This window comes from Aquimarina sediminis, assembly GCF_002895435.1.
Classification (GTDB): domain Bacteria; phylum Bacteroidota; class Bacteroidia; order Flavobacteriales; family Flavobacteriaceae; genus Aquimarina; species Aquimarina sediminis.
Window position 1 is genome coordinate 450,466 of sequence record NZ_POYJ01000001.1, and the last position, 22,329, is coordinate 472,794.

Sequence of the window (22,329 nt, forward strand, 5' to 3'; positions counted from 1 at the left end):
AATAACGAATGAAAAGATAGTAAAATATTTTAACGTATAAAGAAGCACTATATTACAGTTCGAAATTTGGAAAAAGTATGTCGCAGAGACAGAGGTTTTTACTGAACAGAAAGGAATGTCTTTAGTATATTTTTAACTTTTTCAAAATATTAAAAACATAAATTTATCAAAAACACAAATATGTCTAACCAAGGATTGATTATTGAAGAGAGAAGTAGAGATATTGGAGATTTTCTAGTAGGAAGAATACTTCCTTTTAGAAAAAAAAGAATGGTAGGACCTTTTATATTTATTGACCACATGGGGCCAACTATTATAAAAGATGGGCATTATATGGATGTCGGTCAACATCCACATATTGGTATATCTACATTAACATATATGCTAGAAGGAGAGATTATCCATCAGGATAGTATCGGTACAACCCAACGAATATCACCCGGCTCTGTAAATTGGATGGTTGCTGGTAAAGGAGTTACGCATACAGAACGTACTCCTATGGATCTCAGGGATGGGTCAGAATTCATTGCACACGGTTATCAAATATGGGTAGCATTACCAAAAGAATTAGAAGATATCTCACCAGAATTCCATCATTTTAAAATCCAAGATTTGCCTAGTTGGAAAGATCAAGGTACACAATATCGTTTAATTGCTGGAAATGGATATGGTAAAACTTCTCCTGTACCTGTGCATTCTGAATTGTTTATGGTAGATGTAAAGGCTGAAGAACGATATGAATTACAGATTAAAGGAGAATTACAAGGAGAAATTGGCATTTGCATAGTAAGTGGAGAGATTAGTGCCTGTGACACCAATATTCGGGAAGGAAATATGTTAGTTTCTAAGGCAGAGGATAGCTGCTCAATTGTACTCGAACCCAAAACACATGTGATATTATTTGGAGGACAGCCATTTAAAGAAAAACGCCATATTTATTGGAATTTTGTATCATCGAGTATTGAGAAAATTGAAGCCGCAAAAAAGCGTTGGGAAAATCGTAAATTCCCCAAAATTGAGAGTGATACAAGCTACATTCCTCTACCAAAATGATAGTTTTGTTATAATAAGCATTTAGTTCAACCTGTAATACCCACACTTCAGATACGCTCCCTCTGGGAAATTAATAGGGTGGTCAATATCATGTTTCGTTTTTTGGAGTATACTAAATGTTCTACCCGTCGAAATAATGCTCTCTTCAGAAATATCAAAAAAATCTTCTGCAATAACTCTGGATGAACATGATGCCAACACCAAAATCCCATTATTCACTACTAGTTTTGACCCTAGTACTGCCAGTCTAGCATAGCTGTTCTTAGCTTTTTGTATTTCGCTCTCTCTTTTGGCAAATGAAGGAGGGTCTATAACTACTATATCAAATTTTTTCTTAGTATCAATTAGTGATTGCAATCCTTCAAAAGCATCTGCCACCATGATTTTATGCTTTCCTTGATGGATATTGAGAGTAGAATTTTCTTTAGCCATATCCAATGCTTGTTTACTTATATCCAGGCTTATAACCTCTTTAGCCCCTCCTTTTAAAGCATGAACAGAAAAACCACCAGCATAAGAAAAAACATCCAAAACAGTTTTTCCTTTTGCCAATTCCCCTACTCTTTTTCTATTATGTCTATGATCCAGAAAATATCCTGTTTTATGACCTTTGATAACATTAGCAGAAAACAAAACACCATGCTCTCTAAAAATAATGACTTCATTTTCTAATGTACCATAAATAACCTGACCATCCTTAAGATTGTATATCTCTCCTTTGGATTGCAGCATTCTACTCAATCTAAGCACAATGCAGTCACAACCTGTAATGTCAATCAGGGGTTTGATTATCCAATTAAGATATGGAAACCATATATGTGAATACAATTTTACAACCAATACATTATCATATATATCGGCAATAAACCCCGGTAGATTATCATTTTCTCCAAATAACAATCTATAGCTGTTTGTATCTGTTTTTAATAAAGGCTTTCTTATTTCGTAGGCCTGAGAAACCTTTGCGGCAAACCAGTCTTCATTTATTTGAGTTGGTTTCCCAAAATGAATTAGTTTTACTCTAATGGGGGAATAAGGATCATATAAACCACAGGCCAAAAAATTATTCTTCTTAGTATCGTAAACAATTACCAAATCACCCGTATCTCCTTCAATGTTTTGTTTAGCAATACTATCTTCAAACACCCATGGGTGTTTTCGTTTTACAATCTTCTCTGCAGATGGTTTTAGCTTTATAGCCAACCTCTTTGTCTTTATGGTAGGTAAAATATTCATTGTAGACAAGAATACTATTATTTTTGCGATTCTTAATAGTAAAATAAAATAAAAACGAGACTGTTTTTTTACAACCTCGTTTTTAAAAATTGTTTTTGAGTAATGGTCAATACCAAAAACAGTTTTCCGCTACTCCAACACTTATCTCTGAATAATAACAAATCTAGTACGGCAAAACTTATCACGATGTCTTAATATCTCGTTGGTAATATTAAAATCTTGGGTAATCTTGCATTAGTGTACATATTTATGGTTACTGTAAAAATTAAGTTTATAACTCAATAACAAATAAGGCGTTACGCTTATTAAAAATAATGCAATAATATCATACTTTGATACGGTATCAGCTCAAAAAAAATACAACTTAACCATATTTTATAAAAAAAGCACTCATCCCAAGATATATCAGGATAAGCGCTCTTTATGTCTCGTTAAACTATAATAATTTTAGTAAAAAACTCTTTTAAATAATGTAAAACTTTTCTTCAAGCATCTATCTTAAGGCGTATCAAGATACACGCTCGATAGTTTTACTGGTTTACTTACTGTCTTATACCTACTAGACGCTTATAAACGATTTTTGTTACAATAAAATCAAAGATTTATTTTTTGTGCTTCTTTGTTATATACCTATAAAATAAGTTCAAAAAAAGAAAAGCTACCATTTTTTGGTAGCTTTTCTCAAAATATATTATTTAAAAATTAATACAGAACATTCAAAGCAATCTTATCATTGTTGTTAAATGAATCGGCCGGACCGCAAGCCTGCATCAAAGATGTTGCATCAGATGTAGTTGGTGTACCACTTATATGGATAGCTCCCACTCCTGCACTACCTTCATTAACATTTTGACCACAACTTTCTCTAGTCATATAATCAGTATGGCGAAACCCAATACAATGCCCTACTTCATGAGCCATAGTACCAGTAACTTCTGCTAAAGAAGGATTAAGAAGCTCAAACCATCTACTATTTATACCAAAACCTTTAGCCGGATCTCCTTTTCTTGTTGGAAAACCAGCTGCTCTACCCAAAGTAATGAACCCTCCAGATTCCATTTCATAAAATTCAGTTACTTCGATATTAGCTTTTCTTTTACCTTTCAGTCCAAATGCAACTCGCGTAAATGATAATTGCAAATTTTCTGCATTATACATATTAATCATAGCATCTAATGCATTAGAACCTAGATTACCTAAGGCAGGATCAACACTCACAGTAATAGTTCTTGGAAGTTTTTTTACCAAATTTGTTGTACGATATTGTTTTTGTGGACCAATGGCATCCTGCGATAACTCATCTATCTGTTCATAAGTAAAAAACATATCTTCAACAGCAATTCCTTTTTCCCCCATAAATTCTGTTATAAAAGCATTCTGTGTGCTAAAATGTGCTTTCTCCAATTTAGACAAAACATCTTTAGAAATCTGAGTTGTTACTTCATTTGTTGCTTCAGTAGTATCAGATTCACAAGAAGCCAACAAAATAATCGATAAAGCTGCAACAACACGGATTGATAATAATTTAATTTTTTTCATTCTTTTTAATATTATAGTTGAGTAAATTAATAGAATTCGGAAAGTAGTTGTTTTATTTTCTAAAAATGTAACATATTTAACAATTTTCGATAAAGTGTTATATTTTAAGATTAAATACAGTTATTGTTAAAATTTTATACTTGTAACAATCTTGTTTTTCCGTTTTTATGTTAAAAAATCACCTTTTATGTTAAAAATATACCTGTAAAACCTAAAAAAAACTTTATTTATGTTAAAACTACCTAAATGCCATCATATTTAAAAAACTAAATATGTATATTTGACACATGAATAAGGAAAGAATACTTGAAATAAATAAGGCATTATCTAATGCTACACGTTTGGATATTTTGGGATGGTTAAAAGATCCAGAGTCCAATTTTCCTCCTCACAAAGAGCTAGGTCATTTTAATGATGGTGTTTGTGGGCAACATATTCAGGATAAATCTGGGCTATCTCAGCCAACAATATCACATTACCTTAATAGTATGCAAAAAGCGGGATTATTGAGTACAACAAGACATGGTAAATGGACCTATTTCAAAAGAAATGAAGAAATTATCGAAGAATATTTAAATGCGATACATAAAGAGTTATAAAAATTTGACATTATATATCGATAAAATTAAATATATAAGTATAATAATATAAAAATGAAGCCAAAAAAAATAAATATTAAACAAAAACTGTCACTATTCTCTGATCATTGGAATCCCAAAATTATTGGAGAACTAAATGAACAGTATGTAAAATTGGTCAAATTTAAAGGTCAATTTGTTTGGCATAAACATGATAATGAAGATGAAATGTTTTATGTTATAGATGGTGAGTTCAAAATGGAGTTTCGTGATCGCATAGTAGATTTAAAGCCAAACGAATTTATAATAATCCCCAAAGGCATAGAACATAGACCAGTTGCAGAAAAAGAAGTTTCTGTAATGCTTTTTGAACCCAATACCACAATTAATACTGGTGATAATACGGGTGATTTGACTCAAAAAGAAATTCAAACCATTTAAATAGCATAATTATGAAAATATTGATAATTGGATCTACCGGCACTATTGGTTCGGCTATATATAATACTCTAAGGAACGAGTACAAAGAAGTATATGGCGCTCATCGCAATAGTGATCTGTATCCTGTAGATATAACCGATAAAGCATCTATCAAAAATTTATTCGAAAAATTGCCGAAACTTGATGCGGTAATAAATGCCGCAGGAACTGCTTCCTGGAAACCATTATCAGAACTAAAAGAAAAGGATTATTTACTTGGAATACATAGTAAACTAATGGGGCAGGTAAACCTGGTACACGTGGCTACAGATTATTTAAGTGATAATGCTTCAATAACGCTAACAACTGGTATTTTAGCAGAGCATTATGAGCCAAATGCTACAAGTTTATCGCTTGTAAACGGAGCAATACATAGTTTTGTTAATGCTGCATCCAATGAGATTGACAGAGGCATTAGACTTAATGTAGTTGCACCAGGAGCGATTGCAGGAGATTTTCCCGAAGATCAAAAATTCGCTGGATATTTACCTGTTAAAATGAATGAGGTTGTAGATGTTTACAAACAAGTATTAACTAATAATAGTACTGGCACAATTTATAAAAAATATTAAATATAAAAACTTCTAAATACTGAATATATGAAAATCCCAATGTATCAAATCGATGCTTTTACAAAAAATATTTTTGGGGGTAATCCTGCTGCAATTTGCCACCTACCCCACTGGTTGGATGATCAGACTTTGCAAAATATAGCTATAGAGAACAACTTGGCCGAAACAGGCTACTTTGTTAAAAAAGACAATTTATATGAAATAAGATGGTTTATGCCACACGCAGAAATAGATTTGTGCGGTCACGCAACTTTGGCATCTGCTTACGTAATCTTTAATTATATTGATACCACTATTGACGAAATAACATTTTCTTCTAAGAGTGGAGTTCTAAAAGCCAAGAAAGAAGATAACGGATCAATCACTTTAGATTTTCCTTCGAGACCTCCACTACCTGTTGAAATCCCTAATGAGATACATCAGGCTTTCAAAGCTAAACCTATCGAAGCTTTTGCTGCTCGTGATCTAATCATCACACTTTCTTCTGAAGAAGAAGTATTACATGAAACACCTATAATAGAACTCCTTAAAGATTTGCCTTATTTATGTATTATAATTACAGCTGAAGGAAAAAATTCTGATTTTGTATCGCGGGTATTTGATGCAAATGGTATCATTCAACCAGAAGATCCCGTTACTGGATCTGCCCATGCTTCATTAGTTCCTTTTTGGTCAGAGAGACTAAACAAATCTCATCTGAAAGCTATACAACTATCTGCCCGAAAAGGCGAATTAGATTGTAGAATTGAAGGTGATCGTGTATTTCTTAGTGGGTATTCAGTTCCATATCTAATCGGAGAAATAAATATATAATGTTTTGACTTAATTAAGATAAATTAGAATCACTTTTAAAAGGATTGCTACTCAAAAAAATAGATAAACATGAAAACTATTGGATTAATTGGCGGAATGAGTTGGGAATCATCAGCCGTTTATTACGAATTGATTAACAAGCACGTAAAAGAATTACAAGGTGGATTTCATTCTTCCAAATGCATCTTGTACTCTGTAGATTTTGCTGAAATAGAAGAACTACAACGCAAAGGCGATTGGAATAACCTAAATAAACTCATGGTTGATTCTGCCAAAAAATTAGAACAAGCTGGTGCAGATTTAATAGTTCTTTGCACTAACACTATGCACTTATGTAGTGAAGAAATTATAAAGAATACCTCTATCCCTTTTTTACATATTGCCGACGCAACAGCAAAAGCAATCAAGTCTCAAGGATTGAAGAAAATAGCTCTACTAGGTACAAAATTCACTATGGAAAAAGATTTTTATAAAACTATTCTAAAAAACTATAAAATAGAAGTTTTAATCCCTAGTGATAAGGATAGAGAAATTATTCATCAGATAATATATCAAGAATTAGTCCTAGGAAACATTCAAGATTCTTCTAGGGAAGAGTTCAAAAGGGTAATAAAAACACTACAACTTGAAGGAGCAGAAGGCACTATTTTGGGATGTACAGAAATACCACTTCTGATAAAATCAAAGGATGTAGACATTCCTGTTTTTGACACTACAAGGATTCATGCCGAAAATGCAGTTAAAATAGCCTTAAGTGTAAACTAACAAACCTCTAATTACCCTTAAAAAATGCAACTAATCTTTTTTTAAGGGTAAAAAAGTAATATCACATCAACTATCCATAAATAGCTGATTGATTTTAGATCTTAATTTTCGTTTATAATCTTCTTCTAGCCAATCTCTATAATTCTTGGTACTTTTACTTATACAATATGAATATCTACGTACCCTATATTCTATATCCTGATCCAAAAGCTTACTTAATATACGTGCATCAAAAACATCTTCACTATTTTGCACACACATTTTGGCATGTTGTTCTATAGAATTTTCAAGAACAGTCAAACTTCTTAACCCATATTTTTTAGTTTTTGAGTATTCATCTTCAATATCAAATTCAATATCATCAGAATTTGAAAATTCCTTTCTCAAATCTTCGGGTAAAACATATTTGAAATTTCGTTCAATTTCTTCATCTCCTACCAAGTTATCGTAATAAAAATCTGGAGATCTGAATATAGATTGCCAATCCACATCAGAATTCCATAATCCAAATCTGGCAGTGTTATTTCCTAAATCAAGTATAGAAAATTCAGACTTTGTTGGTAAAATTCGAGACCCCCTACCAATCATCTGAAAATATAAAGTCAGTGATTTGGTAGCTCTATTTAAAATTACTGTTTCTACAGTCGGTTCATCAAAACCAGTAGTTAATATACTTACAGAAGTAAGTATTGCATTACTTGTGTTTTTAAACCACGCTAGAATATCTTCTCTTTCCTGTTTGCTATTTGTGTTATCCAAATGACGAATAGGATACCCAGCTTTTTTAAAGGTGTCATACACATAGATAGATGTGTTAATACCATTATTAAATATCAGGGTTTTTTTATTTTTAGATCTCTCTTCATAAGCATGCAGCAATTTATCCTGCATCATCATGTTAGTATACAGATCTTCTGAAGATTTTACTGTATAATCACCATTCATACCTATTTTTAAAGAGCCTAAACCTACATCGTATGTATAGATTACAGGTTTAGCTAAGAATCCACTTTTAATTAATGAATTTATAGTATCTCCTACGATCAACTCATTATAATTGTCTTTCATAGGTAACTTCATATTAGAGCTTAAAGGAGTAGCTGTAACACCAAGAATAAAGCAATTATCAAAAAATTTAAAAAGCTTTCTGAAAGAGTTGTAATGTGCTTCATCAATAATAACCATCCCAACATTATGAAGCTCTAAATGGTCTTCATTTAGTCTATTATTTAGAGTCTCCACCATGGCAACAAAGCACATGTATTCATCTTGGTCATCAAGGCCTTTAACCGAGCTATTAATGATTTTATTCTTAACCCTAAACTCAGTTAGCATTTTTGAAGTTTGCCCACATAGCTCTATACGATGAGTCAGAACCACAACCTTTTTTTTCGATGATTCGATATACCTTCTAACAATTTCTGAGAATATAACTGTCTTTCCACCTCCTGTAGGGAGTTGATATAAGAGGTTATATTTACCCGGAAACTCTTTTAAACGATAAAATATCTTATCAATATCCCGTTGCTGGTAATCGTATAGTACTTTCTTCTTCTTTTTATCAATCTCTGTGGGTTCTAATCCCATGAATTCTTTATTAAAAATAAGCTACAAAATTAAACACTTTTGAAGGTTCTACGAAAGAATTGCGTAAATATATTTTACTTGTTTCATTTTTTTTGTTTTCTATTTTGATATATAGTTCATCAATAATCATTTGCCTCTAGAACTGACCTGTGATAAGCCTACATATTCGCATTAACAGTTTTTATAATGTTAATTTGTATTAATTATTCCTCTTAAGGAAGATTCTTATTTTAAATTTAACCTCAAAAATAAATTACCAGATAAAATGACCAAAAGTGATAAGGATCAAATTCCTGTTCAATCTCTTCTAATTCCTAAATTTATTTTATACACCGCAAAAATTCTAAACTGGATCTCACCTTTTTTAGCTTCAAGATTTGCGGCAAGAATATTTTTGACACCATTTGGTTATAAAATACCAGATAGAGAAAAAATGATGTATCAAAAAAGTAAGAAAGAGAAAATCCTGATAAACAAAATAAACCGCGAAGTGGTCGTATATAACTATGGTAATTCTAAAAAGAAAATTCTTTTAGTTCATGGATGGTCAGGAAGTGGTACACAGCTATCCAAAATTGCAGATGCATTACTGGATAGTGGATATAGTACAGTAAGTTTTGATGCACCAGCCCATGGAAGCTCCCCGGGAAAAAGAAGTATGATGCCTCATTTTATAGAAACCATACATCAATTAGAAAGTACTCATGGTCCTTTTGAAGCTGCGATTGGGCATTCTTTAGGAGGAATGTCTTTATTAAGAGCTACAAAACATGGTTTAACTATAAAAAAACTAGTAATTATTGGTACGGCAAATAGTATTACCGCAATAACCAGAAATTTTATAAAAAACTTACAGCTTGATCAAAAGGTAGCAAACCTCCTAAAATCTTATTTTGATAAAAGATATGGAGAAGATTTAGATAATTATTCTGGAGCAGTTTCTGCCATTGGTGTAAAAGTACCAACATTAGTCATACATGACAAAAATGATGTAGATGTTCATTATAGTGCTGCCTATGAAATAGCAAATAATCTACAGAATCAAAAACTAATAATAACAGAGCAATTGGGGCATCGAAAAATTTTAGGGAACCCTGAAATTATAAATAAGATTGTACAATTTGTTTTGGAATAATTATTGATTAGTTATTCTTGTGCAATTTGTACGACTAATTGGGTATAACTATATTTAATTAAAATTTAAAATACCATGAAACGATTTGTTTTATTATTCATTGGAATTATCGCAATTAGTTGTACCAGTACAGCGCAGAAGGAAATTAAAAAAGAAAAAAAGACGTATTCCGTATCTAAAACCAATAAAGAATGGAAAAAGATTCTGACCTCAGAACAATACTATATCCTAAGGCAAGCAGGAACAGAAAGGCCTTTTTCTAGTCCATTAAATAAAATATATACAGCTGGAACATTTCATTGTGCGGGTTGTAATACACCTTTATATGAGAGTAAACACAAATTCGATAGTGGTACCGGTTGGCCAAGTTTTGATCGTGCCGTCGAGGGCAGTATTGATAAGGACGTAGATCATAAATTGGGATATGCAAGAAACGAATTATTATGCGCTACCTGTGGTGGTCATTTGGGACATGTGTTTAATGATGGTCCTAGAGAGACTACAGGAATGCGTCATTGTATTAATGGCGATGCGATGATATTTAAACCAAGTAAAAAATGAGTAAATATCCTATACAAAAATCAAACGCCAAGTGGGAAGAACAACTCACAAAAGAGCAATATAGAATCTTAAGAGAAAAAGGTACAGAAAGACCTTATCGGGGAATATTATATGCATTTTGAAGAAGGTGTTTATACTTGTATAGGATGTAATCATACACTATTTAATAGTGCAACAAAATTCGACTCGGGATGTGGGTGGCCAAGTTTTGATAAATCTATAAAAGGGACCGTAGAGTACATAAAAGATTCATCACACGGCATGGTACGTATAGAAATATTATGTGCTAATTGCGGTAGCCATCTAGGTCATGTCTTTGATGATGGCCCAACAAAGACTGGGCAGCGGTATTGCGTTAACTCTGTAAGTATCAATTTTAACAAGAAATAAATTTACAATAAATATAAAAATTAGAATTCATGAGAAAAATTTTCACTTTACTATGCATAACCACGTTAATATTTACATCTTGTTCTAGCGATGATGATGCCGATTTGGATACAATAGGACAAACTTTTGAACTAGATAATGTTGATTTTATAGCACCAGAATTTGCAGTTAACATTCCTTTTCCTCAAGGTATTGAAGTATTTGAATCTGATGTGGTTTTAGTATACCGGCTAGAAGATGTTGTTGATGGGCGTGATGTTTGGGAACCGGTACCTACTCCAGCAATTTTTCTCGATAATGGTGGCGAACTTACCTATAGGTTTAACTTTACTTTGGTAGATGTGGATATCCTTTTGGATTCCCCTGACATTAGTTTGATTGGATCAGATTTTACACAAAATCAAGTATTTAGAATCGTTGTAGTGCCTTCAGCCTTTGCAAAAAACACTGATATAAACCTCTTAGACTTCAATGCTGTACAATCTGCACTTAATTTGGATTTTTAAAAGCTCAATAATTCCATTTTAATTCGTGTTTAATAACAATTACGTTCAAAAACATTAAAAATTAACATCATGTTTATTTATCATGGTGTTTTTTCTTGTTTTTAATGACTATCTTATTTTCAGGGAATATCCAAATCCTTTTTAGGTTAGCCGAATTATCCTTAAATTCGTGACTTCAAAAAATTGACATTTATGAGCACATATGATATCGTAGTTCTAGGAAGTGGTCCAGGTGGATATGTTACCGCAATCAGGGCATCACAATTAGGATTCAAAACCGCAATCGTAGAAAAAGAAAACTTAGGAGGAGTTTGCCTAAACTGGGGATGTATACCTACAAAAGCATTATTAAAAAGTGCTCAGGTATTTGAATATCTTAAACACGCTTCTGACTATGGACTTACTATAGAGAATTTTGATAAAGATTTTGATGCTGTTGTCAAGCGTAGTCGTGGGGTTGCAGAAGGAATGAGCAAAGGAGTGCAATTCCTTATGAAAAAGAACAAAATTGACGTTATCAAAGGTTTCGGTAAGCTAAAATCTAGTAACACGATTACGGTTACTGACAAAGACGAAAAAACCACTGATTATCAAGCAAAACACATCATTATTGCTACAGGAGCTAGATCTAGAGAATTACCTAATTTGCCACAAGATGGTCAAAAAGTTATAGGATATAGAGAAGCAATGACCCTGAAGTCACAACCAAAAAAAATGATTGTGGTAGGATCAGGAGCTATTGGTGTTGAGTTTGCTCATTTTTATAATGCAATGGGTACAGAGGTAACAATAGTTGAATTTTTGCCTAACCTTGTTCCTCTCGAAGATGAAGAAGTTTCTAAGCAGTTTGAACGTAATTTCAAAAAAGCTGGAATCAAAGTAATGACAAATTCTTCTGTAGAAAGTGTTGATACAAGTGGTGATGGAGTTAAGGCTACCGTAAAAACAAAAAAAGGAGAAGAAACCCTTGAAGCAGACATTGTATTGTCTGCAGTGGGAATCAAAACCAATATCGAAAATATTGGATTAGAAGAACTTGGTATTGCTACAGATAGAGATAAAATAGTAGTTAATGATTGGTATCAGACTAACATCCCAGGAGTTTATGCTATTGGAGATGTGGTGCCAGGACCTGCTTTGGCTCATGTAGCTTCTGCAGAAGGTATCACTTGTGTTGAGAAAATTGCCGGAATGCATGTGGAGCCAATTGACTACGGAAATATTCCTGGATGTACTTATGCTTCTCCTGAAATTGCTAGTGTTGGAATGACTGAGAAACAAGCGAAAGATGCTGGTTATGAGCTGAAAATAGGTAAATTTCCTTTCTCTGCATCCGGAAAAGCAAGTGCTGCAGGTACAAAAGATGGATTCGTAAAAGTGATCTTTGACGCCAAATATGGTGAATGGTTAGGTTGTCATATGATTGGTGCAGGAGTTACCGATATGATTGCCGAAGCTGTTCTAGGTAGAAAATTAGAAACTACTGGACATGAAGTGTTGAAGGCAATTCACCCTCACCCAACTATGAGTGAAGCTGTAATGGAAGCTGTAGCCGACGCTTATGACGAAGTAATTCATCTATAGTATACAAAATATTATATTCAAAAAACACCTTACTAGAATCTAGTAAGGTGTTTTTCTTTATTCTTAAACTTAAAATTTCGTAGCTACACCTCCTCTATCATAAAGCTTTGTATTGCCAATATATAGCTCTGTATCCCAAAGCCTAAAATTACTCCTTGAGCATTCGGAGAAATATATGATTGGTGTCTAAATTCTTCTCGACCAAATGTATTTGATATATGAACTTCGATAACCGGAGTTGATATCGCTTTTATTGCATCTCCAATTCCAATAGAAGTATGAGTATACGCACCTGCATTAAGAATTACTCCATCAAAGTCATCATCAGCTTCTTGTATTTTAGTAATCAACTCCCCTTCAATATTAGACTGAAAATAAGACAATTTTATAGTCTCAAAATTAGACTGCAATTGATTAAAGAATTCCTCAAAAGTTTGTTTCCCATAAACATCTGGTTCTCTTTTACCAAGAAGATTTAGATTGGGACCGTTTAGTATTAAAATTTTCATTAAGTCTAAAATTGTACATTGCTGTATTAAAAATTATCGTTTTGTCTTCGGTTATTTTTGGTCTTAAACAAATATCCAATAGAGAATTGAGCCACCGAATGTTTAAAGCTGTCCGTAGTATCCAAATTGTTAATATTGGTGAGACCCAAATTATACCTCGCTTGAAAAAACAAACCACTCTCTAATTTATATCCTCCTCCAAAACTCCAACTAAAATCAAAATCACTAAAAGAATCAAAAAACTCATTAGACGAGTCCTCTTCTTTAGATTCTGTAGCATTCGCTAATGTAGCTAATTGTGGTCCTGTTTCTAAACTAAATTTATCTGTTAAATAAAATTTGGTAATAACAGGAAGCATTAAATAATTTAAACTAATCTTATTCTCTACTCCACTCTCTTCAATCTTATATCCTTGAGCTGAATACAAGACTTCGGCTTGTACAAAAAAACGCCTAGTTACAGGAAATTCTATCACAGCACCAAGATGCATTCGCATTCTAGCATCTGTATCTTTTACATCACCCGAAATATTGGCATAGTTAAGACCAAATTTAAAACCAGCTCGGGTATATAAAGCCTCATCTTCATCCTGAGCATTTATAGAATTAACAATGATCAATAAAAGAGATGCAGTAAGAAAAATGTTCTTCATCATAGATATATTTATTACTACTCAAAAGTAGTTTTATTTTTTTAAAAAAATTAAAAAGTCTCAATACAAAAACATAAACCTACAGCATATTGATGATTGATGTCAGCTTTTTCTTCTAAATGACAATTTGACGTCAGAAAATATTTACATAAAAATACTTGTAAAAATTAAGAATGAATTAACATTTTGAAATCAATATTTATCTAAATTCGCACGTTTTTAAACCAATATCTAACAAATTTATTATGAAAAAAATACTGATTACCGCAGTGGCTTTAGTAAGTTTTGCAACGGCTATTGCACAAGATGAAAACACAACAGAAGGATTTGCTAAAGGAGACATATTCGTGTCTGGGTCTGTTGGGTTTAATTCGCAAAAACATGCAGATGATAAATTATCTTCATTCGAAATTACTCCAAGTGTAGGATATTTTATTTCTGAAAATATTACTATTGGAGGTAGAATAGGGTTCGAAAGTACGAAAGTAGAAGGAGATAGTTTTGAAACAGATTTCTTGTCAACACCAGGTAAATCAAGCACATTTTCAATTGGAGCATTTGGAAGATACTATACTACTCCTGCCAACAAATTTTCTATTTTTGGTGAATTAGCTGCAAATTATCTATCCACCAAAGTTGATCCAGATGCAACAACAACGGATACTACAATTGATGGGTTTGGTATTGGTCTTAGTCCAGGTGTAAGTTATTTCTTAAGTAGTAATTTTGCATTAGAAGCTACTTGGGGTGCATTGCAATATAGTACTTCAAAAGCAGATTTTGATGGTGCTGAATCTTTGGATGCCTTTCAAATTGGATTAGATCTAGATGATATCAGATTAGGACTTCTATATAAATTCTAAAGAATAGAAATTTATTTTTTTTATATAACCATCTCAAAAGTAATTTTGAGATGGTTATCTTTTATATATTAGTACCGATGAAATGGAATCATGCTATAAAAGATTATACACATTATTTAAGAATCGAAAGAGGTCTTTCTGAAAATTCGATTATCAATTATACTCTTGATATACAAAGACTAATAAAATTCTTAGAAGATCATAATATTACCTCTACTCCTATTTCTATCGATAAAGAGATACTTCAAAAATTTGTTTATGAAACGGCAAAACTCGTTAATCCACGATCACAGTCCAGAATTATTTCAGGACTTAAAAGTTTTTTTAATTACCTAGTTTTTGAAGATTATAGAGAAACTAATCCTATGGAACTTATCGAGGCACCAAAAATAGGAAGAAAACTTCCAGATACATTATCTGTAGAAGAAATTGACCTTATTATAGCCCAAATTGATCTAAGTACACCAGAAGGAGAACGCAATAGAGCAATTATAGAAACCCTATACGGTTGTGGCTTACGAGTTAGTGAGCTTACAACATTAAAACTATCCAGCCTTTTTTTTGATGAAGGATATATTAGTGTAACCGGTAAAGGAGATAAACAACGATTTGTACCAATTGGAGAAACTACTTCTAACTATATCAATATTTATAAAAACGAAATACGAAGTCATATAGATATTAAAAAAGGGCATGAAGACACCTTGTTTCTAAACCGAAGGGGCAGACAACTTACTCGTGCAATGATTTTTACCATCATAAAACGTTTAGTAGAAAAAGCAGGAATCCATAAACAAGTAAGTCCTCATACATTTAGACATTCTTTTGCGACCCATTTGTTAGAAAATGGTGCTGACCTAAGGGCAATTCAGTTAATGCTAGGTCATGAGAGCATCACAACCACTGAAATATACATGCATATTGACAGAAGCCATCTAAGTGAAGTAATAAACAGCTTTCATCCCAGGAGATAATCCCACACAAAAAAAAGACTCTTATATGATAGAATAAGAGCCTTTTTGCAAAACTAACTATTGCTTATTAATTAGGTCTTGTTGCCCTTCCAGAAGGGACAGCAGTATTCGTTATCATTTGTATTGGTTTTGTCGATCCAGTTGTTATACCTGCAGTACCAGTAAGTGGTGCTATAAAGAATGGAGCAGGATCTTTATCATTACTTGGTTCTATAGTTATCGTTACCTTTTTACTTAATACAGATGCCGGAAATGTAATCCCGGGTAATGACACCTGACCTGGTAAAACAAGAAAATCTTCTCCAGGAAAAGGAGGAACAACTCCACCAGAACCTTTGAACAGGTTTCCATCGTCTGTAACATTAGCTTTTGAAAAAGTACCCGTAGACACCACTTTGTTACCAAAATCTACCCATCCTTCATATTTCCAACCACTTTCTAAAACAGGAAGTGTTAACCCAGGAGCTGTATCTCCATTCATAAACCATACTCCAAATTCATCATTATTATTATCAATACCATTTTCATTATCAGTAGGAGTTGCCAAGAAAAATTGCCCTGAAACATTAGAAATATCAGCAACAACGGACGAAAAGCCAAGTTGCGCAGCAGTGCCACTAAAATTTCCAATCAAAATTCTCGTATCCGAAGGGATATTGTCTGCATCACCCACGGGCTCAATTGTTAGAATAAATTGGGTAGCATCTTTTGCATCAGAGGCTAATACTTCTAGGTTTACAACTCCAGTTGGATCTGTAAATTTTGCTGTCGGCTTGGGTTGACCATTAACGATAAGCCATCCTTGATATGAGGATCCTCCTGTAAGCACCTCTAATCCAATTGTATCTAGTGATATACTAACAACAGGAGCATTGTCATCATCACTAGAACAGGAAGTGAACAATACTCCTATAAAAAGAGCGGTTAAAACTAAAAAATTCTTTGTCATCATTTTGCTTTTAAATTATCATTCAAATGTAATTACATTACAATAAAAGAACTCAAAATTTCATACAAAATTGTGTATCAAAAACCATAGAATTTTTACGCGTAATTGTTTTTATTCTACAGCTTGTTGCTCAGGGTTTGTAGTTTTAAATAATTCTAAAAACGAAGTTCCTATCTGGGATATAATATCACTAGCGATCAAACCTTCGAAACCAGTTTTTTGAGTAGCAATATCCCCTGAACTTCCGTGTAAATACACTCCAAAAACAGCTGCATGCAAAGGATCATAATCTTGAGAAAGCAAAGCCGTAATCATCCCCGTAAGAACATCACCACTACCCGCTGTGGCCATTCCCGGATTTCCATTATTATTTACATATAATTGATTATCAAAAACCGTTATAGAATTGGCTCCTTTGACAATAATAATACAATTATATTGTTTTGAAAACGCTTTCACCTTTTCTATTTTATCAAAATCATCCTTCCATTCTCCCAATAAGCGTTCTAATTCTTTTGGATGTGGCGTTAAGATTGTTTTTTCAGGAAGGTCTTTTAAAAGCTCAGGAGCCTTAGCCAAAATATTGATTCCATCTGCATCTATTACAAGTGGAGCTTTATTTTCTTTTATAAAATCTCCGAAGGCTCTCACTGTTTTTTCATTTGTTCCCATACCCATACCAATTCCTATTGCGGCAGGTTTAAAATCAAGAGTAATTTCTTCTAATTCATCATCACTATCAGCAATCACCATCGCTTCTGGCACCGAAGTTTGAACTACTTCATATCCACATTCTGGTATATATGCAGTAACCAGACCTGCCCCTGTTCTCAATGCTGCTTTTGTTGCTAAGACAATACTTCCCATTTTTCCATAACTACCTCCTATAATTATAGAATGACCATACGTTCCTTTGTGAGTAAACTTATGTCTTGGTCGATATAAAGGTAATACTTCATTCTTACTAATCAATATACCTACGCCAGGGCTCTGCATCAAAAAATTACGATTCAAGCCTATATCAATCACTTCAAGATCACGTGTATACATTCCAGTCTCTGGTAAAAAGAAAACCAATTTAGGTAATTGAAATGTTACAGTTACATCCGCAAACATAACTCCTTCTTTATCATCAGGAGCTTTATCAGAATACAATCCTGATGGAATATCTACAGAAAGTGTAAAACACCTTGATTTATTTAAATGCTTTATCAGTGAAACAACCCATGGTACCAGAGGTCTATTTAATCCTATTCCAAAAATAGCATCTATGACCATATCTTCCCTTTGTAACTCAGGAAAATCCTCTTCACATTTAAGCTGTATTGGCCAATCTTTGGCTATTTCTTTTAATCGATCATAATTGACTAAAAAGTCCTTCGATCTATTATCACTAAAATTAACTATGTATGTTTTTACATTATAACCATGTTCTACTAATAATCTAGAAATCACCAATCCATCTCCTCCATTATTTCCTAAACCACAGAAAACATGGATCGATATTGGAGACCCTTGTAATCTATTATGAATTAAATTAAATATTTGTGTTGCAGCATGCTCCATCAACTCTATTGATGTGATCTGTTCTGATTGCATTGTAGCTTCATCTGCCTTACGCATCTGTTGCGCAGAAAATATTTTCATACGTATATATTCTTGTATTTATTTAATGATAAATAAGTTAATATTTGTTTAAATCGTTCCTCTTTTAATTGAAGGATTCCTGTTACATCATAATGCAATTCATAATAGTTGTTAAATACACTCTTGATTGAAGTGTATTTACCTGTTTTCTTTAAGAATTCTATAATAAAATATGTTATTATTTATTGAATTAGCAAAAGTTTAAGGATACCCAAAAAATTAATTTTCTTTAAAAGTAAAAAATTATACATTTGAATTCACAAAGTAAAGCAAACTAATGTTTAGTACCGTTTTCTTTTCTGTTATTTTGATTACCTTAGGAACTATTATTGTATCTGAGGTTTCTTCTATTATTGGTACTACAATCATTATTACCCTTAGGGGTTAATTCATTTATATATCACCACGGCAAGACATAAGTAGTTTATAAAAACCAAAACTACTCAAATCACTTTATCATTAATTTCAACTAAAAAAAAAATTATGAACGTTCTAAAATTTGGAGGTTCTTCGGTTGCTAATGCAGCTACAATACAAAACGTAATAGATATCATAAGACAACAGTCTGCAAAACAACCATTATATGTAGTAGTTTCTGCCATGGGAGGAATTACGGATTTGCTGTTACAAGCTGGAGAAGAAGCTTCTGCAAATAATGAAAATTATAAAAACACTCTTGCAGAAATTGAGAAAAGACATTTAGAAGCTGTAAAAGCATTAATTCCTGTGGTTTCTCAAAGTGCTATAATAAGTAAGGTAAAAGCAAAGCTTAATACTTTGGAGTCCCTTTGTGAGGGAGTTTATTTATTAAGTGAGCTATCCCTTAAAACTGAAGCAGTAATCGCCAGTTTTGGAGAGATCCTTTCATCTTATATTATTTCTGAGGCAGCTAAGGTAAAAGAGCTAGATATTGTTCTAAAAGATTCTAGAGATCTAATTATCAAAACTATCAATTCTAAAGTAGCAATTGATTATCATGAAACCAATAAAAGAATTAAAGAGTTTGAAGAAAGTACTTCAAACCAAATATGCCTTTTTCCAGGTTTTGTTGCCAAAACACAAGATGGAGAGCCTACAACACTAGGAAGAGGTGGTTCTGATTTTACGGCTGCTATTTTGGCAGCAGCAGTTGATGCAGATGAATTGCAGATATGGACCGATGTAAGTGGTATGTATACCGCCAATCCAAAACTCGTTAAACAAGCCAAACCAGTAGATCACATATCTTACCAGGAGGCAATGGAACTTTCTCATTTTGGTGCTAAAGTAATCTATCCCCCTACTATACACCCTGTCCTCGAAAAAGATATCCCTATTGTAATTAAAAACACTTTTAAACCCAATGAACAAGGAACTTTAATTACTAGAAATGTCGATAATAGAAATAGACCTGTTACCGGTATCAGTCATATTGATAGCATAGCCATTATTTCTTTGGAAGGTAGTGGTATGGTTGGAATCCCGGGGTTTTCTAAACGTTTGTTTGAAGCATTATTTTTGGAAAATATAAATGTTATCCTAATTACACAGGCATCTTCAGAACATTCGATTTGCCTTGCCGTTGAAGCGTCTGAGGCAGATAGAGCAAAGAATGTATTAGATAGCATATTCGAATTTGAAATTTCTAAACATAAATTAGACCCTGTAAAAATAGAAAACGATGTAGCTATTGTAGCTCTAGTTGGTGATAACATGTATCATCATCAAGGATTAAGTGGAAAAATGTTTAGTACTCTTGGTAAAAACAATGTAAACATTAGAGCTATTGCCCAAGGAGCCTCAGAAAAAAACATTTCCGTTGTTATCGCTAAAAAAGACATCAAAAAAGCACTTAATATATTACACGAACGCTTTTTTGAAGTAAAAACCAAACAGCTGAATTTATTTGTTACCGGTGTAGGAAATGTTGGTAGTAAATTACTTGAACAAATTCAACAACAAAATAAATATCTCAAAGACAAATTACGTCTAAAAATTAGAGTTGTAGGAATGTCTAATTCCCGAAAAATGATTTTTGATGAAAATGGGATTGATTTGGGATCTTGGAAAGACCTATTAGAAAAAGGAGAAAATGCAAATGCAGAATCATTCTTTTCCAAGGCAAAAGAAATGAACTTACGGAACTCAATATTTATAGACAATACTGCTAATCCAGATATTGCCAAAATATACAAGCATTATCTAACTGAAAGTATGGCTGTAGTAACTTGTAATAAAATTGCCTGTGCTGATGAGTATAATAATTATGAGGAGTTACAAAATCTATCCCGAAAATTCAATGCTTCATTTTTATATGAAACAAATGTTGGAGCAGGATTACCCATAATTGATACTCTTAATAACCTAATAGCATCTGGAGATAATATTCATAAAATACAAGCTGTCTTATCTGGTAGTCTTAATTTTGTGTTTAATAATTATGCAGAAGGTGTCACTTTTCATGATGTTGTAAAACAAGCCCAGCAAGAAGGTTATACCGAACCTGATCCAAAAATTGATCTTAGTGGAGTCGATGTAGCCCGTAAAATCTTAATCCTTGCTCGAGAAAGTGGAAAGGTGATGGAACTTGAAGATATAGAAAATGACGCTTTTCTACCTAGAGAAAGCTTAGAAACAAATTCTGTCGATAAATTCTTTGAATCTTTATCAAAACATGAAGAACATTTTAAAGAGATTTTGACAGAAGCTACTAAAAAAGAGTGTCGTCTAAAATATGTTGCACAATATGAAGCAGAAAATGCCAAAGTAGGGTTGCAACATATCCCTGCAGACCACCCTTTTTATAACCTAGAAGGGAGTGATAATATTGTTCTGTTTTATACAGATCGATACCCAAAAAACCCTTTAATTGTTAAAGGAGCTGGTGCTGGTGCAGAGGTTACGGCGTCAGGTATTTTTGCAGATATCATTAGAATCGGAAAAAGTAAGTAATCATGAAAAGTATCAAAATATTTGCACCCGCCACTGTTGCTAATCTTTCTTGTGGATTTGATGTACTAGGCTGCTGTCTTGATAATGTAGGTGATGAAATGATAATTGCACTTACATCTGAGTCTGGAGTAAAAATTACTAAAATTGACGGTGCAGACCTGCCGATTGAAACACACAAAAATGTTGCTGGTGTGGCAGTAGAAGCACTTCTAGCATCCTACAAAGAGACTGTTGGAGTAACAATCGAGATCTACAAGAAAATTAAGGCAGGAAGCGGTATTGGCAGTAGTGCTGCCAGTAGCGCAGGGGCAGTCTGGGCTGTAAATCACCTTTTAGGTAATCCTTTTACAGGAAATGAGCTTGTACAATTTGCTATGGAAGGAGAAAAACTGGCTAGTGGTAATGCCCATGCCGATAATGTGGCTCCTGCCCTTCTTGGTGGATTTACCCTGGTTCGTAGCTATGCTCCTTTGGATATCATAAAATTACACTCGCCAAAAGATTTGTTTATGACTGTAATCCATCCACAAATTGAGGTAAAAACATCAGATTCTAGATCGGTAATAAAGCACAAAATCAGCTTAAAAAAAGCAATTCATCAATGGGGTAATGTAGGAGGATTAGTAGCTGGATTGTTTACAGAGGATTATGATTTGATAGGGAGAAGTCTTGAGGATGTAATCATAGAACCTCTTAGATCAATCTTAATCCCTGAGTTCCAAAATGTAAAAGAAGTTGCAATCCAAAAAGGAGCTCTAGGAGCAGGAATATCAGGTTCTGGTCCATCAATTTTTGCTTTAAGTAAGGGGATTGAAACCGCTACTAAGGTGGCAAAGGCTATAACAGAAGTTTACAATAAAACAGGTCTTGATTTTGATATTCATATTTCGAAAATAAACGATCAAGGTGTTAAAATAATAGATTAAAGCGTAATTAACACATCAATACGAGTAGAGAGAATAGAACTTTCTCTTCTAAAAATGGTGAAATTCACATTTTGTGAC

The 22,329-nt window shown here is 33.1% G+C and carries 21 protein-coding genes and 1 pseudogene; 15 read left to right on the forward strand and 7 right to left on the reverse strand.

Annotation, left to right across the window (positions count from 1 at the left end):
* The first annotated feature begins 180 nt into the window (after positions 1-180).
* Positions 181-1,053, forward strand: coding sequence for a pirin family protein (locus C1X07_RS02045; protein WP_103068303.1), 873 nt, complete (start codon positions 181-183; stop codon positions 1,051-1,053).
* Between the two features lie 21 nt (positions 1,054-1,074).
* Here C1X07_RS02045 and C1X07_RS02050 read toward each other — a convergent pair whose 3' ends face one another.
* Both C1X07_RS02050 and C1X07_RS02055 read right to left on the reverse strand, forming a co-directional pair.
* Entirely contained in the window at positions 1,075-2,289 is a 1,215-nt protein-coding gene (locus C1X07_RS02050; protein ID WP_103068304.1) for a class I SAM-dependent rRNA methyltransferase, read from the reverse strand.
* Between the two features lie 702 nt (positions 2,290-2,991).
* Entirely contained in the window at positions 2,992-3,828 is an 837-nt protein-coding gene (locus C1X07_RS02055) for a M57 family metalloprotease (RefSeq protein WP_103068305.1), read from the reverse strand.
* Positions 3,829-4,115: 287 nt separating this feature from the next.
* On the opposite strand from C1X07_RS02055, the gene C1X07_RS02060 reads away from it, so the two are divergent.
* The 5 genes from C1X07_RS02060 (at position 4,116) to C1X07_RS02080 (ending at position 7,036) form a co-directional block, all read left to right on the forward strand.
* Complete coding sequence (locus C1X07_RS02060; RefSeq protein ID WP_103068306.1) at positions 4,116-4,427, forward strand: ArsR/SmtB family transcription factor; 312 nt, start codon at positions 4,116-4,118, stop codon at positions 4,425-4,427.
* A 54-nt stretch (positions 4,428-4,481) separates the two neighbouring features.
* The gene (locus C1X07_RS02065) at positions 4,482-4,847 is read left to right on the forward strand and encodes a cupin domain-containing protein (RefSeq protein WP_103068307.1); all 366 of its coding nucleotides are present in this window, start codon (positions 4,482-4,484) and stop codon (positions 4,845-4,847) included.
* Between the two features lie 11 nt (positions 4,848-4,858).
* A complete protein-coding gene (locus tag C1X07_RS02070; protein ID WP_103068308.1) occupies positions 4,859-5,458 on the forward strand; it encodes a short chain dehydrogenase in 600 nt (199 codons plus the stop codon).
* Between the two features lie 27 nt (positions 5,459-5,485).
* Positions 5,486-6,271: a PhzF family phenazine biosynthesis protein gene (locus C1X07_RS02075; RefSeq protein WP_103068309.1), complete on the forward strand. Its 786-nt coding sequence runs from the start codon at positions 5,486-5,488 to the stop codon at positions 6,269-6,271.
* Positions 6,272-6,340: 69 nt separating this feature from the next.
* A complete protein-coding gene (locus C1X07_RS02080) occupies positions 6,341-7,036 on the forward strand; it encodes an aspartate/glutamate racemase family protein (protein ID WP_103068310.1) in 696 nt (231 codons plus the stop codon).
* A 66-nt stretch (positions 7,037-7,102) separates the two neighbouring features.
* Here C1X07_RS02080 and C1X07_RS02085 read toward each other — a convergent pair whose 3' ends face one another.
* Positions 7,103-8,623 carry a DEAD/DEAH box helicase gene (locus C1X07_RS02085; protein WP_103068311.1) on the reverse strand — a complete coding sequence of 507 codons (1,521 nt, stop codon included), beginning with the start codon at positions 8,621-8,623 and terminating at the stop codon, positions 7,103-7,105.
* Positions 8,624-8,888: 265 nt separating this feature from the next.
* On the opposite strand from C1X07_RS02085, the gene C1X07_RS02090 reads away from it, so the two are divergent.
* From C1X07_RS02090 to lpdA, 5 genes and pseudogenes are all read left to right on the forward strand, one after another.
* Positions 8,889-9,758, forward strand: a complete 870-nt coding sequence (locus C1X07_RS02090) for an alpha/beta fold hydrolase (RefSeq protein ID WP_103068312.1) — start codon at positions 8,889-8,891, stop codon at positions 9,756-9,758.
* Positions 9,759-9,833: 75 nt separating this feature from the next.
* Positions 9,834-10,319 carry a peptide-methionine (R)-S-oxide reductase MsrB gene (msrB, locus tag C1X07_RS02095; RefSeq protein ID WP_103068313.1) on the forward strand — a complete coding sequence of 162 codons (486 nt, stop codon included), beginning with the start codon at positions 9,834-9,836 and terminating at the stop codon, positions 10,317-10,319.
* Positions 10,316-10,709, forward strand: a pseudogene (msrB, locus tag C1X07_RS02100) (peptide-methionine (R)-S-oxide reductase MsrB). Before msrB (C1X07_RS02095) ends, msrB (C1X07_RS02100) begins: the two are co-directional and overlap by 4 nt.
* 29 nt (positions 10,710-10,738) lie before the next feature.
* Positions 10,739-11,215, forward strand: a complete 477-nt coding sequence (locus tag C1X07_RS02105; protein ID WP_103068314.1) for a hypothetical protein — start codon at positions 10,739-10,741, stop codon at positions 11,213-11,215.
* Between the two features lie 192 nt (positions 11,216-11,407).
* Complete coding sequence (lpdA, locus tag C1X07_RS02110; RefSeq protein ID WP_103068315.1) at positions 11,408-12,799, forward strand: dihydrolipoyl dehydrogenase; 1,392 nt, start codon at positions 11,408-11,410, stop codon at positions 12,797-12,799.
* Between the two features lie 83 nt (positions 12,800-12,882).
* Here the strand turns inward: lpdA and aroQ are convergent, their stop codons facing one another.
* Together aroQ and C1X07_RS02120 are read right to left on the reverse strand one after the other, a co-directional pair.
* Positions 12,883-13,308 (reverse strand): type II 3-dehydroquinate dehydratase, encoded by a 426-nt coding sequence (gene aroQ / locus C1X07_RS02115; protein WP_103068316.1) that lies wholly within the window; start codon positions 13,306-13,308, stop codon positions 12,883-12,885.
* 26 nt (positions 13,309-13,334) lie between these two features.
* Positions 13,335-13,964 carry a porin family protein gene (locus C1X07_RS02120; RefSeq protein WP_103068317.1) on the reverse strand — a complete coding sequence of 210 codons (630 nt, stop codon included), beginning with the start codon at positions 13,962-13,964 and terminating at the stop codon, positions 13,335-13,337.
* A gap of 242 nt (positions 13,965-14,206) precedes the next feature.
* Between C1X07_RS02120 and C1X07_RS02125 the strand changes: the two genes are divergently transcribed.
* On the forward strand, positions 14,207-14,824 hold the full coding sequence (locus C1X07_RS02125) for an outer membrane beta-barrel protein (protein WP_103068318.1): 618 nt from the start codon (positions 14,207-14,209) through the stop codon (positions 14,822-14,824).
* Between the two features lie 77 nt (positions 14,825-14,901).
* Positions 14,902-15,798 (forward strand): site-specific tyrosine recombinase XerD, encoded by an 897-nt coding sequence (gene xerD, locus C1X07_RS02130; protein ID WP_103068319.1) that lies wholly within the window; start codon positions 14,902-14,904, stop codon positions 15,796-15,798.
* Between the two features lie 67 nt (positions 15,799-15,865).
* Here the strand turns inward: xerD and C1X07_RS02135 are convergent, their stop codons facing one another.
* Both C1X07_RS02135 and C1X07_RS02140 read right to left on the reverse strand, forming a co-directional pair.
* Entirely contained in the window at positions 15,866-16,747 is an 882-nt protein-coding gene (locus C1X07_RS02135; RefSeq protein ID WP_103068320.1) for an anti-sigma factor, read from the reverse strand.
* Between the two features lie 111 nt (positions 16,748-16,858).
* The gene (locus C1X07_RS02140) at positions 16,859-18,394 is read right to left on the reverse strand and encodes an NAD(P)H-hydrate dehydratase (protein WP_103068321.1); all 1,536 of its coding nucleotides are present in this window, start codon (positions 18,392-18,394) and stop codon (positions 16,859-16,861) included.
* A gap of 483 nt (positions 18,395-18,877) precedes the next feature.
* On the opposite strand from C1X07_RS02140, the gene thrA reads away from it, so the two are divergent.
* Positions 18,878-21,325 carry a bifunctional aspartate kinase/homoserine dehydrogenase I gene (thrA, locus tag C1X07_RS02145; protein ID WP_103068322.1) on the forward strand — a complete coding sequence of 816 codons (2,448 nt, stop codon included), beginning with the start codon at positions 18,878-18,880 and terminating at the stop codon, positions 21,323-21,325.
* 2 nt (positions 21,326-21,327) lie between these two features.
* On the forward strand, positions 21,328-22,251 hold the full coding sequence (locus C1X07_RS02150) for a homoserine kinase (RefSeq protein WP_103068323.1): 924 nt from the start codon (positions 21,328-21,330) through the stop codon (positions 22,249-22,251).
* The last annotated feature ends 78 nt before the right edge of the window (positions 22,252-22,329 follow it).

Bases quoted from the DNA above. Each gene is read 5' to 3' on its own strand.
- lpdA (WP_103068315.1), top strand. From the start codon at position 11,408: ATGAGCACATATGATATCGTAGTTCTAGGAAGTGGTCCAGGTGGATAT.
- C1X07_RS02135 (WP_103068320.1), bottom strand. From the start codon at position 16,747: ATGACAAAGAATTTTTTAGTTTTAACCGCTCTTTTTATAGGAGTATTG.
- C1X07_RS02060 (WP_103068306.1), top strand. From the start codon at position 4,116: ATGAATAAGGAAAGAATACTTGAAATAAATAAGGCATTATCTAATGCT.
- C1X07_RS02105 (WP_103068314.1), top strand. From the start codon at position 10,739: ATGAGAAAAATTTTCACTTTACTATGCATAACCACGTTAATATTTACA.
- C1X07_RS02150 (WP_103068323.1), top strand. From the start codon at position 21,328: ATGAAAAGTATCAAAATATTTGCACCCGCCACTGTTGCTAATCTTTCT.
- C1X07_RS02085 (WP_103068311.1), bottom strand. From the start codon at position 8,623: ATGGGATTAGAACCCACAGAGATTGATAAAAAGAAGAAGAAAGTACTA.
- C1X07_RS02140 (WP_103068321.1), bottom strand. From the start codon at position 18,394: ATGAAAATATTTTCTGCGCAACAGATGCGTAAGGCAGATGAAGCTACA.
- msrB (WP_103068313.1), top strand. From the start codon at position 9,834: ATGAAACGATTTGTTTTATTATTCATTGGAATTATCGCAATTAGTTGT.
- C1X07_RS02080 (WP_103068310.1), top strand. From the start codon at position 6,341: ATGAAAACTATTGGATTAATTGGCGGAATGAGTTGGGAATCATCAGCC.
- C1X07_RS02065 (WP_103068307.1), top strand. From the start codon at position 4,482: ATGAAGCCAAAAAAAATAAATATTAAACAAAAACTGTCACTATTCTCT.
- xerD (WP_103068319.1), top strand. From the start codon at position 14,902: ATGAAATGGAATCATGCTATAAAAGATTATACACATTATTTAAGAATC.
- C1X07_RS02120 (WP_103068317.1), bottom strand. From the start codon at position 13,964: ATGATGAAGAACATTTTTCTTACTGCATCTCTTTTATTGATCATTGTT.
- thrA (WP_103068322.1), top strand. From the start codon at position 18,878: ATGAACGTTCTAAAATTTGGAGGTTCTTCGGTTGCTAATGCAGCTACA.
- C1X07_RS02125 (WP_103068318.1), top strand. From the start codon at position 14,207: ATGAAAAAAATACTGATTACCGCAGTGGCTTTAGTAAGTTTTGCAACG.
- C1X07_RS02090 (WP_103068312.1), top strand. From the start codon at position 8,889: ATGACCAAAAGTGATAAGGATCAAATTCCTGTTCAATCTCTTCTAATT.
- aroQ (WP_103068316.1), bottom strand. From the start codon at position 13,308: ATGAAAATTTTAATACTAAACGGTCCCAATCTAAATCTTCTTGGTAAA.
- C1X07_RS02045 (WP_103068303.1), top strand. From the start codon at position 181: ATGTCTAACCAAGGATTGATTATTGAAGAGAGAAGTAGAGATATTGGA.
- C1X07_RS02055 (WP_103068305.1), bottom strand. From the start codon at position 3,828: ATGAAAAAAATTAAATTATTATCAATCCGTGTTGTTGCAGCTTTATCG.
- C1X07_RS02050 (WP_103068304.1), bottom strand. From the start codon at position 2,289: ATGAATATTTTACCTACCATAAAGACAAAGAGGTTGGCTATAAAGCTA.
- C1X07_RS02075 (WP_103068309.1), top strand. From the start codon at position 5,486: ATGAAAATCCCAATGTATCAAATCGATGCTTTTACAAAAAATATTTTT.
- C1X07_RS02070 (WP_103068308.1), top strand. From the start codon at position 4,859: ATGAAAATATTGATAATTGGATCTACCGGCACTATTGGTTCGGCTATA.